Below are 15,928 nucleotides of genomic sequence, written 5' to 3'. Positions count from 1 at the left end.
TAATGTCTTGTTTATTATTAACATTATTACTTTTACCTCTGGTAGGTTCGGGATTAGTTTTTGCGTGGAAAAATAAATCCGGCAAATATTTGGCGCTAGGAATTGCATTGGTTCAGATGCTGCTTACATTCTATGTACTTTCGGATTTTGATTTTACTCCGACAGTGGATAGTGTATTACAGCACGAGATCAATTATCCATGGTCACAATTTATTAAAAGCTCGCTTCATTTCGGGATCGACGGAATGAGTATGCTTCTTTTATTACTGACCAATATTTTAACGCCACTAATTATTTTATCATCTTTCAATGAAAATGTAAGCTACAGAAATTCTTTCTATGGTCTTATTTTGCTGATGCAATTCGGGCTTGTGGGAGTTTTCACCTCTTTAGATGGCCTGCTGTTTTACATTTTCTGGGAAGTAACCCTGATTCCGATCTGGTTTATTGCCGGACTTTGGGGTCAGGAAAATAAAAGACTTGAATTCACTACGAAATTTTTCGTGTATACCTTCGTCGGATCATTGTTCATGCTGGCCGGATTGATTTATGTTTATAATCATTCTGCATCATTTGCTTTAACCGATTTATATAATGCTTCTTTGAATGAAACTCAGCAGACCGTAGTTTTCTGGTTTATTTTCTTTGCATTTGCAGTGAAATTACCGGTATTCCCGTTCCATACGTGGCAACCGGATACTTATACCTACTCTCCTACTCAGGGATCGATGCTGTTGTCAGGAATTATGCTTAAAATGGCGGTTTATGGTGTAATGCGTTATTTATTACCGATTACTCCCATTCCGATTGCAGGAATTTCAGGACAGATCGTTATCATTCTTGCCATAGTAGGAATTGTACACGGGGCATTAATTGCCATCATCCAGACGGATATGAAAAGAATCATTGCATATTCATCTTTCTCCCACGTAGGATTAATGGTTGCCGGGATCTTTGCTTCAGCCGTAGTTACTCTAAGAGGAACCTTTACGGTAGAAGGAGCTGAAGGAGCTTTGGTACAGACTTTTGCACACGGTATCAACGTGGTGGGTCTGTTCTACTGTTGTGATATTTTATACAAGAGATTTAAATCAAGGGATATCAGGCAAATGGGAGGTTTAGCAAAAGTGGCTCCTAAATTTGCGGTGTTGTTCCTGATCATTATATTAGGTTCAATGGGAGTTCCGTTAACCAACGGGTTCGTCGGAGAATTTATTCTGATCAAATCAGTCTTCGATTTTAATGCATTGGCAGCAGTGATTGCAGGTCTTACTGTAATTCTTTGTGCAGTTTATCTGTTGAGGTTCTACGGAAAAGCAATGTTTGGCCAGGGGAATGAAGCGGTATTAAGTACAGCAAAAGACCTGTCCGGGGTAGAATTTTCCGTATTGGCAAGCTTAGCGGTTTTTGTGATTTTACTGGGTATTTTCCCTCAGCCGGTAATCGAAATGGTGAGCAGCTCAGTGAAGTTTATCTACACGGCAATGGCAACCAATTAAAAGATTTAAAAATTAAGAGTAAAAGAGTAAAGAATTAAGAGATCAGAAGCAGGAAAAAAGAACAAAGAGTGATAAGCTTTGAACTTTTCCCCTTAAACATTGAATGTTGAACTTCACGTCTCAAATCTCAAATATAAGTTATGAGTGTTTTAATTATTGTTTTCCTAACGGCAGTTGTTGCGTTATTTTCAGGAGTTTTTGAACAAGGGAAATTCGCAAGATACATTGGGATTTTAGGATTAATCATCGCATTATATGTCAGCTTCTTGCCGGAATGTTCGTTCTTCGAACAGTACAGACATATGTATGAATATGGCCCGAATACGGCTTTATTTACAAAAATCTCAATTGTAACCACGCTGTTGCTGTTCTTTCTGGGAGGTTTTGCATTCAGCAACCACAGAAGCCATCAGTCAGAATTATATGCATTGATGCTGTTTGCACTTTGCGGCGGAATTACCCTTTTCGGATTCCAGAATATGGTTACCCTGTTTTTAGGTGTAGAAATTCTTTCTATCCCGTTATACGTAATGGCGGGTGCCAATAAAACCGATTTGAGATCAAATGAAGCTTCAATCAAATATTTCCTGATGGGTGCTTTCGCAACAGGTTTCTTACTGTTCGGTATTGCATTTATCTACGGAAGTGCAGGAAGCTTTGATTTATATAAAATCCATGATTTCGGGACAGCAAACCCTACCAATGTGATGTTTATCCTGGGAGTTCTTCTGATCCTTTGTGCACTGGCATTCAAAGTGGCACTAGCCCCTTTCCATATGTGGAGTCCTGATGTATATTATGGTGCGCCTTCATTAATTACAGCTTTCATGGCGAGTGTGGTAAAAATTTCAGGATTTTTCGCCTTATTCAGATTGATGACCATTGGTTTCGCCGGAGTTACTCACGACTGGATCAATGTTTTAGGAGTATTTTTAATCATCACATTACTTCTGGCAAACGTTATGGGTCTTGCCCAGACGAATGCTAAAAGAATGTTGGCCTATTCATCAGTATCCCACGCAGGGTATATCGGTTTGGTTTTCTTCGGGATGACAAGCCTGTCCACTTACAATCTGGCATTTTATTTATTTGCCTATTCACTATCTACCGTAGGCGTTTTTATGTGCCTGATCTGGGTAGAAAAATTAAAAAGGGAAACTTCTTTCGGAGCATTTAAAGGATTGGCAAAATCAGAGCCTTTACTGGCAACCACAGCGGCAATCTCTATGCTTTCAATGGCAGGAGTTCCCTTAACAGCAGGTTTCATGGGTAAATTTGCTTTATTTTCCCAGGCGATGAACGGCGCAGCTTTCCTTGTTCTAGTAGCGGTTTTAGGTTCTGCCTTATCCATTGCTTATTACCTGAGACTGATTATCGCAATGTTCTTCTTTAAGGAAACAACATTCAAAACATCAGAAAAAGTAACACTTACTTACAATATCGTTGCGGTACTTATTATTGCCTCTATCATTATTTTAGGAGTCTTCCCTGACTTGTTTGCAAAACAGTTCGGATTGTAAGAATCCATATAAAAATTAAAAAGCACAACCCATTAGTTGTGCTTTTTTTATAACTTTACTTGAAATTTCAACATTGGCAAATCTTTACAAAAAAGACGCTCCATTCCAGGTTTATATATCATTCAAAAAATATTTGGATGTGCTTGAGCATATCCGTTACAACGACCGGCTAGAATACCGGGTCAATTATGCCGAATCCCTTATCGAGAAAACCAAAAATTTTGTAGAGCTGAGAGACGGCTTTCAGGACGTTTCGCTTCTGGAAAAAAATGAAGACCTCATCAGGCTTCTGCTTGCAGACTTATTTCCGACAGGGTTAACCAATAATGAAATTAAAGCGGCAAGTATCCCGCTTTCCAATATTACATTCAATTATACGGAAAGGTTTAAAAATATCCTCAAAGATGCCGGAAAAGATTTTGAAATTGAGCTCAGAAACATTAGTGACGACGAATTTTATGTTTTCTGCTGCTGTCTGATCCTGCAGGCTTATTTCAAAAGGGATATCCGGAGTATGATTCCGTTTTATTATGATATCCCGAATAAACAGGGTATCATGAAGCATTATAAGATTACGGTAAATTCAGATTTTACAGAAGTTTATCCTACAGAAAATGCCAAAATCCCTTCTGATGATGTTCTGGATATGCTGCTGGAGAACCTTGATGATTTTAAACTCTGGAAAAAATATTTTCCATCCCAATCATGGATACTGAAAGGGTTTACCATTATTTCTCTCGTAGACTGCACTTCAGAGGTTGCTTTGTCTGACCTCAAATCCAGCATGATAGAAATTGACCCGGAAGATTTTGATCCGGATGAAAACCTGGTAGAAATTTTTAAATCTTACTTCGATGTTGCAGACCTGAATTTCGGGCTGATGCTTTTCAATAAAAAAGATCAGAAGCTGGATAAACTTCCGATTTATGAAAGTCTTTTTACCAATCATATCCTGGATTTCTGGATCAATACTTTTGATGAGGACACCCGGAAAAATACCTTCAGTAATTTAAGCCATAATTCAAAGCCGATTGTTGTCTCCAACGTTGGTAAACTCGATGAAAATATAAAAAAACTCCCTTCTTTCAAAATTCTGAAAGACAATAATGTCAACAGCTTCATGGTCATTCCTATTATGAAAGACAATGAGCTTCTTGCGATCATGGAGTTTACTTCTCCCCATGCCAATAGTTTCAACGGGCTGAAGCTGAAAAAAATGGAGTTTTTCTCAGATATGATCCTGTTTTCTCTGAACCGTTTCAGTTTTGAAAAAAACTATCAGATAGAAGCCATCATTCAGCGAGAATATACTTCCATTCACGACAGTGTGGTATGGAAATTCAGGAATGAAGCCGAGAAGTATTTCAATGCTTACCTGGCTAAGAAAATGTACACCCTGAAACAGATCTCGTTTAAAAACCTTACACCGCTTTTCGGGTTTTCAGACATCCGCTCTTCCTCCGAAAAACGCTTCAATCTGATGCTGGAAGACCTCAACCTACAGATGGAAACCCTGCACGATATTTTTTTGCTGATCAATTCTGATTCGGAGAAATATTTACTGGCCCTTGAAGTTTTTGAAAATGAGCTGAACAACGAAATCAAAGCCGATACCGAGCAACGTCTTCAGAGATTGCTGAGAGAAGAAATCCATCCTTATCTGCAGGCAAAACTGGAACTGAAATCCACAAGAGAGATAAAGACCAAGATCAAAGATTATTTTACACAGGTTTTTCCTCAGACTGATTTATTTTATGCCAACAGAAAAAGCCTTGATGACTCTATAACATTGCTCAACAGGAAACTGGCAGATATGCTGGACGAAAATCAGGTTAAAGCCCAGCAGATCTTCCCACATTATTATGAAAGATTTAAATCTGACGGTGTGGAGCATAATCTGTACATCGGGCCTACCATTGCACCGGATCTGCATTACACGTCAAAAGTGGTTCACAAATTAAGATACTGGCAGCTGAAGACCATCTGTAATATGGAGCTTGAATTTCAGAATTTCAAAAAAGATCTTCCTATCTCCATGGATATTGCTTCACTGATCTTCGTATACAACGAAAAAATAGACATCCGTTTCCGGATGGATGAAAAACGTTTTGATGTGGACGGTGCCTATAACTCTTATTATGAAATTGTAAAAAAACGTCTGGATAAAGCCCACATCAAAGGCTCTACAGAAAGGATAACCTGTCCCGGGAAGATCACCATCGTCTATTTCGGGATGGAAAACCAGAAAGAATATCTTGAATACATTAATAAGCTTCAGAAAAAAGGAATCCTTCAATCTGACATTGAATTTTTAAAAGTTGAAGATTTACAGGGAATTACGGGGTTGCTTGCATTGAGAGTTTCTCTGGATCAGGATCAGTCTATAAAATAAGAATCCGGGACTTTAAATTCATTCTGCGGAATCTCTGCCTGTTCAAAAATTGAAAACTCAATCGTTCTGCAGATGCTGTTTAAGGCAAGGTCATTTTCCTCTTCCCCGAATGGTTCTGCTATTTCCTGTATGATCGCATCCAGGGCAATGAAAGTATAGCTGATCAAAAGAACGATCAAAGGCATCATCCATCCCAGGCTGTCAACCAGCCCGAAAGGAAGCCAGAAACAATATAAATAAACCGTACGATGCAATAAAACACTGTACGCAAAAGGTAAAGGCGTATTATAAATTCTTTCACATCCACCCGAAATATTTGAAAACTGATTCAGCTGATGATCCATTGAAGTCAGTACAATCGTATCGATATTTCCTTTTTTATTCTGTCCATTCAGCCAGTCTGCGATACATCCTAAAATAGCACCCGGAATAAATGTTTTCCCCTTCAGTTGCTCTATATGTTCAGATGAAAGCAAACGGGAAAGATGTTCCGTCCCGGTTTTATCCCTTAGCTGATAATTTAAAGACCAGCAGAAGGCCGAGATCATTTTTACAATTTCCTGCTTATCTTTCTGAGCTTCCGGGGAAGAATCATTTACCAATGATAATATCTGCCGGGTTAAGGATCTTGTTTCAATCACTAAAAGTCCCCAAAGCTTTCTTCCTTCCCAATAACGGTCATAGCTTGCGGAATTGCAGAATCCCATAAAAATGGCCAGAGCCAGTCCAATCAGTGTAAAAATTGTAGGATTGAGATGAACTTTATAATCGTATATTTTTCCTTTGAAGCAGTAAACCGCTATAGAAAACAACGTAATGATAACCAGCTGAACGATAATCTTCTTTAATACAGAACCTCTCCATATAAATAGCATTTTCAGCCAGTTGGTGCGCTGTCTTACAATCATTTCAAGGGCTTTATTTAGAAATTATAACGAAAGAAAAGCATATCCGAAAGACAATACCGAAATGATAATCCCTGCCATGAAAATTTTATAGGTGATGGAAAGAAGCTTGTATTTCCTGTCTAAAACCTTACCCAGATAATACAGGTCTTTCACCATCGAATCATAAATATAATCCCTGTCTTTGATCAGGTCTCTCATTGCATCCTGATAATCCCCAAACAGCATTTGCTGGAAGTTTCCGAAGAATAAGAGATTAACTTTCCTGTCGCTTATATCCTGAGAAGTAAACCTGGTTTTGGTAACATTGGGCTTTGTAGATAAAATCGCAAAAATAATCGTTAAAACACTCGATAATAAAAGGATAAAACTGGGAATGATAAGATGTGAATTTTTCGGGGTATCCAGTTTAGGAACTAAAACCGAAAGACAGACCGAAATAATAATCGCATTTACGGAAAGTAGGATGTTTGCCTTACTGTCCGCAATATCACTCAATCTTGTATGATTATTCAAAGTCACCCTGAATAAGGTATCTACACTTCTGTCAGACTTCAGCTCTTTCTTATTTTCAGAGCTTTCTTTTTTATCTTCTTCCTTTTCAAGCTTTTTCTCGATTTTTTTGATATTTTTCTTTTTTAAAGGTTCCCAGTTTTCTTTGGCATAATCGGTATAATACTTATGCTTATTTTTCAGCATATCCAGATTCCCTTCATTCCATTCGTCATTAGAATAGCATCTCACGTTGGTGAGCTCCCATTCTTTTCTCAGGGCATCTGAAATATCATTGTAATCATGGCTGGCAAAATGGCTGCAGTCGGCATCTTTCACAATTTTTTCCAAAAGGTTCTGAGGTTCATAAGTAATTTTTGTAGCCAGAATCAGTTTTGAAACATCTTCCATATCATTCGGCGGATAATTTTCATTCTGCAGAAAATTTCTCATAATTTTCACACCTTCCTCTTCATGATTCTGGGCACACTCAATATAGCCCGTATCATGAAACCAGAGAGCCAGCAATACCTTTTCCTGATCTTCTTTTGAAACAGGGGTACTTTTCATGATTTCCTCAGCTTTATTTACGGTGTACGTCGTATGAATAAAATTATGATAGAAATATACAGAAGATAACTTATCTTTGAATAAGCTTTCAACATAATTTTTAGCTTTATATAAAATATCCATTCCTGAATTTTTGTTAATGTAAATTTATGAATTTATCCTTTAAAACCCATCTAAAAAGATTTTCAGTTCCAATTAGATTCTTACTGGTACCGGGGATTCTTTATTCTTGTGCTACCTATAACGTAAAAAAAGGAAAAAACTTACAGGAAGTAAAGAATTCTGATATAAAATCCGGAAATAATTTTAAAATTTTCTTAGTCGGAGATGCCGGAAACGCAGACGAAATTCAGGCACAGAATACGTTAAACCTTCTTAAGAGCAAACTGGATTCGGCTGATAAAAATTCAATGTTGATTTTCCTGGGTGATAATATTTATCCTCTGGGAATGCCGGAAGAAACCGATAAGGAATATCCTCTGGCTAAAGAAAAAATAGAAAACCAGCTGGCCATTACAAAAAATTTTAAAGGTAAAACACTGGTTATTCCCGGAAATCATGACTGGTATCATGGCCTGGACGGGCTTAAAGCTCAGGAGGAATTTGTGAAAAACTATTTCAACGACAAAAAATCTTTCTTACCCAAAAACTCATGCCCGATCGATGATGTAAACCTTAGCAGTGATGTTAAACTGATTGTGATTGATACAGAATGGGTATTGCTCAACTGGGATGAACATCCGGGAATCAATAAGAACTGTACCATTAAAACCCGTGAAGATTTCTTTGTTGAGTTTAAAGATCTGATCAATAAAAACCAGGATAAAAGAATTATCGTCGCCCTGCATCATCCGGTGATCAGCAGCGGGACTCATGCCGGATACAACTCTGCAAAATCTCATCTTTTCCCATTAAAAAGTAAAGTTCCGGCTCCGGGTGTTGCAAGTTTAATTAATGTTCTGAGAACTTCTTCCGGAGTCAGTTCTGAAGACATTAACAATCAGCATTATGCAGATCTTGCCAACCGTCTAAAAAGTATTGTTCAGGATAAAGAGAATATTATTTTCGTTTCAGGACACGACCACAATTTACAATATCATAAAGACCGGAACATAAGGCAGATTATCAGCGGAGCAGGCTCTAAGACCGATCCTTCCACCATCGCGGAACGAACGGATTTTTCCTACGGCGGAAACGGATTTGCCATCTTAAACATAAGAGAAGATCAAAGTACAGACGTTGAATATTTTTCGACAAAAGATAATAAGCTTCAAAAGCTGTCTCATATAGCTGTTATTGAAAAACCAAAGGAGTTTATCAATGATTATCCGGATTCTTTTCCGGCCACCTTATCTTCTACCATCTATCCTAAAAAATTAACGGAGAAAGGAAAAATTTACAGATGGCTCTGGGGTGAACATTACAGAAACTATTACGGAATCCCTATTGAAGCCCCGACAGCTAATATTTCGGAATTAGACGGTGGTTACACTCCATTCAGGGAAGGTGGCGGTAATCAGTCCAACAGCTTAAGGCTTAAGGCAAATGACGGGCAGGAGTTTGTAATGCGGGGCGTTAAGAAAAGTGCCGTCCGCTTTCTGAATAACATGGCTTTCAAGAAAAGTACTTTCGGAAATGAGCTGAATAATACTTTCCCTGAAAAATTCTTACTAGATTTTTATACAACCAATCATCCTTTTACCCCATTTTCGGTAGGAAATATGGCGGATAAAGTAAATATTTTCCACAGCAATCCAAGACTGTATTATATTCCGAAACAAAAAGCTTTGGGAGACTATAATCAGAATTACGGAGATGAAATGTATATGATTGAAGAACGCTTTTCTTCCGATCCTAAAACCCTTCAATCTCTTGATAACGCAAAAGACATTGTTTCTACAGATGATATCCTGAAAAATTTTACAAAAAATCACAAATATTCCGTAGATCAGGAATCTTATATCAGAGCCAGAATTTTTGATATGCTGATTGGTGACTGGGACAGACATTCTGATCAATGGAAATGGGCGGAATACCAGGACGGCGACAAAGTAATTTATAAGCCGATTCCCAGAGACAGAGACCAGGCTTTCAGTAAATATGATGGTTTTGCATTTAAAGTGATTATGAATATTCCGGCCATCCGCCACATGAAAACATTCAAAGATGACATTAAAAATGTGAAATGGATGAATATGGAACCTTATCCGTTGGATTTAATATTTTTAAAAGGTTCTACCCAGGAAGAATGGATTTCACAGGCCAAATATATTCAGGAACACCTTACCGATAAAGATATTGATGAGGCTTTCAATAATATCCCGAAAGAGGTAAAAGACGAAACCATTGCAGATATTCAGAGGAAATTGAAATCGCGTAAAACTCATTTACAGGATTATGCTTCAAAATATTACGATGTTTTACAGGAAAAAGTTCCTTTAGCAGGAACAGTAAATCCTGACAAATTTGTCATTACTAAAAACAGAAATACAGTCAACATAAAACAATATAAGCTGGATAAAAACAAAGAAAATCCGGAACTGGTATTTGAAAAAACTTATGATGATACCAAAACAAAGGAACTTTGGATCTATGGTCTGGAAGATGATGATATTTATGAAGTTTCCGGAGACGGAAGACCTAAAATGAACATCCGCCTTATCGGTGGTTACAATCATGACGTTTACAATGTAGCGAATGGAAGCAAAGTGAAAATCTATGACTTCAAATCCCAGAAAAACACTTACAATACTTCTTCAGCCACTAAAAACATTTCTGATGATTATGATATCAACACCTATAACTACAGGCATCCGAAATACAATTTCTTTGCAGGCTATCCTAATGCCGATTACAACCCTGATGATGGTGTGATTCTGGGGGTTCTGGCTAATTATACCGTAAATAATTTCATCCGTGCCCCTTATACTCAAAAGCACAGCTTAAAGGCTAATTTTTATACGGCAACCGGAGGATTTAATCTTGTGTATAAAGGAATCTTTAAAAAAGCTATTTCCGGATGGGATTTTAATATCGATGCTGCGTATACCACTCCGCGTTTTGCAGAAAACTTTTTTGGCTTATCTAATGAGAGCGAATATGATAAAGAGAATGTAGAAAGAGAATACAACAGGGCAAGAATCTCAAAATTAAATTTTGCACCTTCTATCTCAAAGAAAAGCTGGATGAATTTTCAGCATAAATTCCAGCTGACTTTTGAAAACAATAAAGTACAACGAAAAGGTAACCGGTTTGCAGACCAGTCTCCGGATGTAAATCCTGAGGTATTCAACGATCAGCAATTCGCAGGAGCCAACTATACTTTCAGCTATAAAAATTTAGACAACAATGCTTTTCCTACTTTAGGCATGGAACTAACCATGAGTGCAGACTGGAAAACCAATCTTTCTGAACAAAACAGAAATTTCCTGATTTTAAACGGAACTTTGACGATTGATCACAGACTGGATAAAAGAGGAAATTTTGTTTTTGCCAACTCAAGTGATGTCATGTGGATCAACAACAATAATTTTGAATTCTATCAGGCAGCAAGCATCGGCGGAAATAACGGGATGAGAGCATTCAGAAATGACAGGTTTTCAGGAAAATCTTATTTCACCAACAATTCTGAGATCCGTTGGGATTTTGGAAGGGTAAGAAATACAATCATCCCTGCCAATATGGGAATTTTAATAGGCTATGATATCGGCCGAGTATGGAATGACCATGAGGATTCAGAAAAATGGCATCAGTCTGTCGGAGGAGGTCTTTGGCTGAGTGTAGTAGAAATGTTTTCAGCAAGGCTGAATTACTTCTACGGTTCCGATGGCGGAAGAATCTCTGCGGGAGTGGGAATGACGTTTTAAAATCATTAAGCATACAGGTAAAAACAGGCGGAGAAAATTCTCCGCCTGTTTTTTATTTTCTTACTGCTCAAATCAAGATCATCAAATTTTGAGCTCAATTGATTTCATATTAAAAAGAAAACCGGTACACATTTCCTCCGGTAGCCTTGTCTTTTTCATCAGCAATCAACAATGTTTTATCATCATCAAAAACAATCGCTTCTTTTTGAGAATTGTGGTTCATGGATATCTTCTGAATTTTAGCAGTGCTAAAATCATTGGCCGTAAATCCGGAAAGGACATGGACATTTTTATGGGTCAGTAATACAATTTTATCTTTCGTACTGTTTATGGTTGCCGAAGTAATCGCCGCATCACTATATTTTCCGGTAAGCTTTAGTTTTCCGATCAGTTTTGCTTCGAAATCCCCTTCCTTGTTCGGAACCTGGAAGACCAGGAAAGTTCCGTCAAATCCTTTGCTCCTGTTTTTTGTAAAAAGATAAAAGTTTCCGTTCATTTCCACGAAAGCTTCACAATCATATAACCAATTGGATTTTTTCGGTGGAAATTCAGTCTGTCCTTCATAATGGAATTTTGTGGTCTGAATTACTTTTGTATTCTTTTGAGAAGCATCTTTGAGGTCCAGTTTTAAAATTGACAAATTCTGCCTGCTGTTCTCATTATTTCCAAAATCACCAAGATAGATATTTCCCTGACTGTCTTTTGTAATATCTTCCCAGTCATTATTTTCTGCATTTTCGACAAGAACGTCGGTTACCAATGCGCCTTGTCTGTCTAAACCATACACTACATTTTTATTGCCCTGATCTTCTATAGCCCAGATTGTTTTCTGGTCACCTGACAATGTAATTCCTGAAACTTCTTTCAGCTTTTTAGGCAAAGAAAATTCCACCTTAAGCGTATCTTCTGTCAGCTGGGCATGTTGAGTTTTAGGTTCCTTACATCCGACAAGTAAAAGCGTAGCAGCTGCGCACAAAATATTCATTTTCATTAGTTTTTATTTATAAGTTTTGCTTCTTCCCAAAGCATATCCATTTCTTCAAGAGACATATCTTCAAGCTTTAAATTCTTTTCCAGAGCTATATTTTCCATTTTCTGGAATCTTGAAATAAATTTCAGGTTCGTTCTTTCCAAAGCTGAATCCGGGTTAATTCCTGAAATCCTTGCATAATTGATCAATGAAAAAAATACATCACCCAATTCCTGCTCTTTCTTTTCCGGATCTGTTTCAGCATGAAATTCAGCAATTTCTTCATCTACTTTTTTCCACGCATCTTCCGCATCATGGAATTCAAAACCGATGCCCTTTACTTTATCCTGGATCCTGTAAGCTTTAACCATGCTGGGCAAACTTTTCGGAACTCCACCCAAAATAGATTTATTTCCTTCCTTCAGCTTCAGTTTTTCCCAGTTCTGCTTTACTTCTGCTTCATCTTTCACTTCAATATCACCATAGATATGAGGATGGCGGAAAATCAGTTTTTCATTCAAAGAATTGATCACATCAGCCATATCAAAACTTTCTTTTTCAGAGCCTATTTTCGCATAAAAAACAATATGAAGCAAAACATCACCCAATTCTTTTTTTATTTCCTGCAGGTCTCCCTGCAGAATAGCATCAGAAAGTTCGTATGTTTCTTCAAGCGTTAAATGACGAAGTGTTTCCAGCGTCTGCTTCTGATCCCACGGGCATTTTTCCCGCAGGTCGTCCATAATATCCAGTAATCTCCCGAAAGCTTCTAATTTTTCCTGTTTGGTATTCATAAGTCATTGAGAATTCAGTGATACAAATGTAAGGAATCATGGATAAAAAAGAACTTTACCCTCCATAAGATTTATCTCAAAGCTATACAAAGGACAAATAAAACTGAGCTGAAGGTAAGCAAAGCTCCTTCTTCGCTTATTTTAGAAATACGAAATTGTAAAAAGAATCCAGGGCATGGTAATACGGAATCTAAGCTTTGTAGAGATGCTTACAGCATGACAAAATCATTCTTTTTATTCATGAAGTTAAGAACCCGGAAATAAAAAGACCTGTCAAGAAAATTCTTAACAAGGCCTTACTTATTATTCAAAGGAAAAAATTATCCTTTTTTAGTGTGTGTACTTTTTGGAGCCGCTTTTGCTGCTGAGGTAGCTTTTACTTTTGGAGTTGTTGGTTTTTCAGCTTTCGGAGATGCTTTTTTAGCGGGTGCTTTTTCAGTTACTTCTGCTTCTTCCTGTGCAGGCTCCAATGTTTCAGGCTCAGCTTTCACAAAGCTATCAGGTGTAATATATCCGGCTTTATGTAAAATATTGTACCATTGTGCCAGTTTCTTAATATCAGAGGCATATACTCTTTCCGTATCATAGTTGGGAAGAGAAGCTCCCATAAAATCTTTTAATTCGGCATCTGAAGATTTGTGAGAAATAGTTTCTTTATAATCATGGTTTTTAGCAATATTTTCAAAAACTTCAAACAAAGGAACCTCTTTATCAAAAGTAAACATAGCGATATTATCTAACAAGCTTACCTGGCTTGAGTTTCCGATGCTTACTTTTTTCTTTGAAGTAACATCTTCAATAATAAATCCGTTTCTTAATTGAGAAACTAACTTGTAAAGTCCTGGTTTACCGGAAATTGAAATTATTTTTTCTAACAGCATAATTTTATTTTTTATGAATTTAGCAATCGGCTCAAGCTTTTTGCTGTTTATTATTTTCTTTTTACTTTTTATTATTTAGGAAATCTCATTTTATAATTGATGCTTACATCACCCTGAGAGATTTTTGACAGTTTACCTTTTACCAGCTTTTTCTTCAAAGCACTCAGGTGATCGGTAAATAAAACCCCTTCAATATGATCATACTCATGCTGAATTACGCGGGCTCTAATATCGGAAAAAGTTTCTGTATGTTTTACAAAATTTTCGTCATGATATTCTATAACAATCGTACCCTTTCTTTTTACATCTTCTCTTACATCCGGAATCGAAAGGCAACCTTCATTAAACTTCCACTCTTCACCGGATTCTTCAAGAATTTTAGCATTGATGAACACTTTTTTAAAGTCTTTCAATTCATCTTTAATATCTTCATAATCCTCATCTTCCGCCAAAGGGGTCACATCTATTACAAACAGGCGAATATCCAATCCTATCTGCGGAGCTGCCAGACCAATACCGTTTGCACTATACATCGTTTCAAACATATTGTCTATCAGTTCTTGTAAATCGGGATAATTTTTGTCTATATCTTTGCCTACTTTTCTTAAAATAGGATCCCCAAAGGCTCTTATCGGTAGAATCATCTTGCTTTTTGTTCTAAAAAATTCTGCAATATAATCGTTGCACTTACTTTATCTATTAATGCTTTTTCCTGTCTTTGCTTCTTACTTTTTCCACTTTGTGAGATAAAGAATGAAGCCATCTTCGAGGTAAACCTTTCATCAAAACGGTGAACAGGAATATTGGGAAATTCCTTTTTAAAATTCTCAATAAATTTTAAAATATCAGTTTCCACTTCAGACATATTTCCTTTTAAATCTACAGGCTGCCCTACTACCATTTCATCTACTTTGTTTTCAATGGAATATTTTTTTAAAAACTCCAGTACAACTTTTGTTTCAACAGTATCCAGACCGCTCGCAATGATCTGCATATCATCCGTCGCAGCAATGCCACAACGAGCCTTTCCGTAGTCTATTGCAAGGATTTGTCCCATAGGTTTGCAAATTTAGTAAATTTTAATGATTTTATTCGTAACGTAGTTTTTTTTATAAATCATGTTTTATTCCATTATTTTTTTTATAATTTTAATTTTCCAAAAACAAAATTATGAAGAGACTCATCCTTGTAAGACATGCGAAAAGCGACTGGCCGGAAGAGACCGAAGACTTTGACAGACCTCTGGCAGACAAAGGCTTGGAAGACGCAATGAACATGTCCAGATTTTTAAAAAACAATAATATTTCGATCGACTACCTGGTATCGAGCCCAGCAGTCCGTGCACTGAATACCTGCAGGATTTTCAACCAGGCTTATCAGCTTAATTTTATGACTGATGAAAAACTGTATAATCCCTCGGAAAAGAATTTTGAATCTGTAATTTACAATCTGGATGATACCCATAACTCGGTAGCTTTCTTCTCTCATAATAATGGCATTTCAAATTTTGCCAATTCTATTTCGGATGATATTTTTCATTTTCCTACCTGCGGAGTGGCAGGTTTTGAAATCGACTGCAATTCATGGTCTGAATTTGACGGTGCCCGAAAAAAACTTTTATTCTTTTATGAGCCCGGGAAGATTAAGATCTGATTTTATTTTTAAAACATTTTACTTGTCAATATTCCTATTCCTTCTTTTCACAGGAAAGAAGGAAAAAAATTATTTTGATACCATAGCCATCAATGATGTAAAGCTCGCCAAAGCTGTACCCGGAGAATGGAGATATTCCCGCGAAGAAAAATTCCAGACTTTTGAAGATTTTCAGAAGAGGAAAATAAAATATCCGCAATAAAAATTCCCCTCCTCCGGAGGGGTGGCAAAAATTCTCCCGAATTTTTGACGGGGTGATTTAAAAGCACCACAATAGCAATTTTAAAACCCAAAAGATAAGTTTCGGCTAAAGCCAATAATCAGGAATATAAAAAAAGAGGCTGTCTCAAAAGTGAGACAGTCTTTTTTTTATGCTCAAAAAGAAA

Annotated in this window: 13 protein-coding genes; 6 read left to right on the top strand and 7 right to left on the bottom strand. The window is 37.0% G+C overall.

From position 1 onward, the window contains the following. Positions 1-2: 2 nt before the first annotated feature. From PMI13_RS14410 to PMI13_RS14400, 3 genes are all read left to right on the top strand, one after another. Positions 3-1,499, top strand: a complete 1,497-nt coding sequence (locus PMI13_RS14410; RefSeq protein ID WP_007844960.1) for a complex I subunit 4 family protein — start codon at positions 3-5, stop codon at positions 1,497-1,499. Between the two features lie 140 nt (positions 1,500-1,639). After that, positions 1,640-3,019: an NADH-quinone oxidoreductase subunit N gene (locus tag PMI13_RS14405; RefSeq protein ID WP_007844959.1), complete on the top strand. Its 1,380-nt coding sequence runs from the start codon at positions 1,640-1,642 to the stop codon at positions 3,017-3,019. A 73-nt stretch (positions 3,020-3,092) separates the two neighbouring features. Then, positions 3,093-5,411 (top strand): GAF domain-containing protein, encoded by a 2,319-nt coding sequence (locus PMI13_RS14400; protein WP_007844956.1) that lies wholly within the window; start codon positions 3,093-3,095, stop codon positions 5,409-5,411. Here PMI13_RS14400 and PMI13_RS14395 read toward each other — a convergent pair. Beyond that, positions 5,396-6,319: a bestrophin family protein gene (locus PMI13_RS14395; RefSeq protein WP_007844955.1), complete on the bottom strand. Its 924-nt coding sequence runs from the start codon at positions 6,317-6,319 to the stop codon at positions 5,396-5,398. The two genes, PMI13_RS14400 and PMI13_RS14395, sit on opposite strands and share 16 nt — an antisense overlap. A 21-nt stretch (positions 6,320-6,340) precedes the next feature. Further along, positions 6,341-7,501: a Pycsar system effector family protein gene (locus tag PMI13_RS14390; protein WP_007844947.1), complete on the bottom strand. Its 1,161-nt coding sequence runs from the start codon at positions 7,499-7,501 to the stop codon at positions 6,341-6,343. Between the two features lie 26 nt (positions 7,502-7,527). Here PMI13_RS14390 and PMI13_RS14385 point away from each other — a divergent pair, with 26 nt between their 5' ends. Then, positions 7,528-11,244, top strand: a complete 3,717-nt coding sequence (locus tag PMI13_RS14385; protein ID WP_007844945.1) for a metallophosphoesterase — start codon at positions 7,528-7,530, stop codon at positions 11,242-11,244. A gap of 109 nt (positions 11,245-11,353) precedes the next feature. On the opposite strand, the gene PMI13_RS14380 is transcribed toward PMI13_RS14385, so the two are convergent. From PMI13_RS14380 to ruvX, 5 genes are all read right to left on the bottom strand, one after another. Next, a complete protein-coding gene (locus PMI13_RS14380; protein ID WP_007844943.1) occupies positions 11,354-12,229 on the bottom strand; it encodes a hypothetical protein in 876 nt (291 codons plus the stop codon). A 5-nt stretch (positions 12,230-12,234) separates the two neighbouring features. Further along, positions 12,235-13,008: a nucleoside triphosphate pyrophosphohydrolase gene (gene mazG / locus PMI13_RS14375; RefSeq protein WP_007844942.1), complete on the bottom strand. Its 774-nt coding sequence runs from the start codon at positions 13,006-13,008 to the stop codon at positions 12,235-12,237. Between the two features lie 320 nt (positions 13,009-13,328). Next, entirely contained in the window at positions 13,329-13,889 is a 561-nt protein-coding gene (locus tag PMI13_RS14370; protein WP_007844940.1) for a DUF5606 family protein, read from the bottom strand. Between the two features lie 71 nt (positions 13,890-13,960). Then, positions 13,961-14,533 carry a peptide deformylase gene (gene def, locus PMI13_RS14365; RefSeq protein ID WP_007844938.1) on the bottom strand — a complete coding sequence of 191 codons (573 nt, stop codon included), beginning with the start codon at positions 14,531-14,533 and terminating at the stop codon, positions 13,961-13,963. Continuing rightward, a complete protein-coding gene (gene ruvX, locus PMI13_RS14360) occupies positions 14,530-14,946 on the bottom strand; it encodes a Holliday junction resolvase RuvX (RefSeq protein WP_007844937.1) in 417 nt (138 codons plus the stop codon). The genes def and ruvX overlap by 4 nt, the downstream gene beginning before the upstream one ends. Before the next feature lie 113 nt (positions 14,947-15,059). Between ruvX and PMI13_RS14355 the strand changes: the two genes are divergently transcribed. Further along, positions 15,060-15,542 (top strand): SixA phosphatase family protein, encoded by a 483-nt coding sequence (locus tag PMI13_RS14355; RefSeq protein WP_007844928.1) that lies wholly within the window; start codon positions 15,060-15,062, stop codon positions 15,540-15,542. A gap of 22 nt (positions 15,543-15,564) precedes the next feature. Further along, the gene (locus tag PMI13_RS14350) at positions 15,565-15,744 is read left to right on the top strand and encodes a hypothetical protein (RefSeq protein ID WP_156104431.1); all 180 of its coding nucleotides are present in this window, start codon (positions 15,565-15,567) and stop codon (positions 15,742-15,744) included. The last annotated feature ends 184 nt before the right edge of the window (positions 15,745-15,928 follow it).

Source organism: Chryseobacterium populi (assembly GCF_000282115.1).
In the GTDB taxonomy this organism is placed as follows: Bacteria; Bacteroidota; Bacteroidia; order Flavobacteriales; family Weeksellaceae; genus Chryseobacterium; species Chryseobacterium populi.
This window is presented reverse-complemented; position numbering and strand designations above follow the sequence as displayed.

Coding starts and splice junctions, on each gene's coding strand:
- PMI13_RS14410 (WP_007844960.1), top strand. CDS start 3: ATGTCTTGTTTATTATTAACATTATTACTTTTACCTCTGGTAGGTTCG.
- PMI13_RS14405 (WP_007844959.1), top strand. CDS start 1,640: ATGAGTGTTTTAATTATTGTTTTCCTAACGGCAGTTGTTGCGTTATTT.
- PMI13_RS14395 (WP_007844955.1), bottom strand. CDS start 6,319: ATGATTGTAAGACAGCGCACCAACTGGCTGAAAATGCTATTTATATGG.
- PMI13_RS14390 (WP_007844947.1), bottom strand. CDS start 7,501: ATGGATATTTTATATAAAGCTAAAAATTATGTTGAAAGCTTATTCAAA.
- PMI13_RS14385 (WP_007844945.1), top strand. CDS start 7,528: ATGAATTTATCCTTTAAAACCCATCTAAAAAGATTTTCAGTTCCAATT.
- PMI13_RS14380 (WP_007844943.1), bottom strand. CDS start 12,229: ATGAATATTTTGTGCGCAGCTGCTACGCTTTTACTTGTCGGATGTAAG.
- mazG (WP_007844942.1), bottom strand. CDS start 13,008: ATGAATACCAAACAGGAAAAATTAGAAGCTTTCGGGAGATTACTGGAT.
- PMI13_RS14370 (WP_007844940.1), bottom strand. CDS start 13,889: ATGCTGTTAGAAAAAATAATTTCAATTTCCGGTAAACCAGGACTTTAC.
- def (WP_007844938.1), bottom strand. CDS start 14,533: ATGATTCTACCGATAAGAGCCTTTGGGGATCCTATTTTAAGAAAAGTA.
- ruvX (WP_007844937.1), bottom strand. CDS start 14,946: ATGGGACAAATCCTTGCAATAGACTACGGAAAGGCTCGTTGTGGCATT.
- PMI13_RS14355 (WP_007844928.1), top strand. CDS start 15,060: ATGAAGAGACTCATCCTTGTAAGACATGCGAAAAGCGACTGGCCGGAA.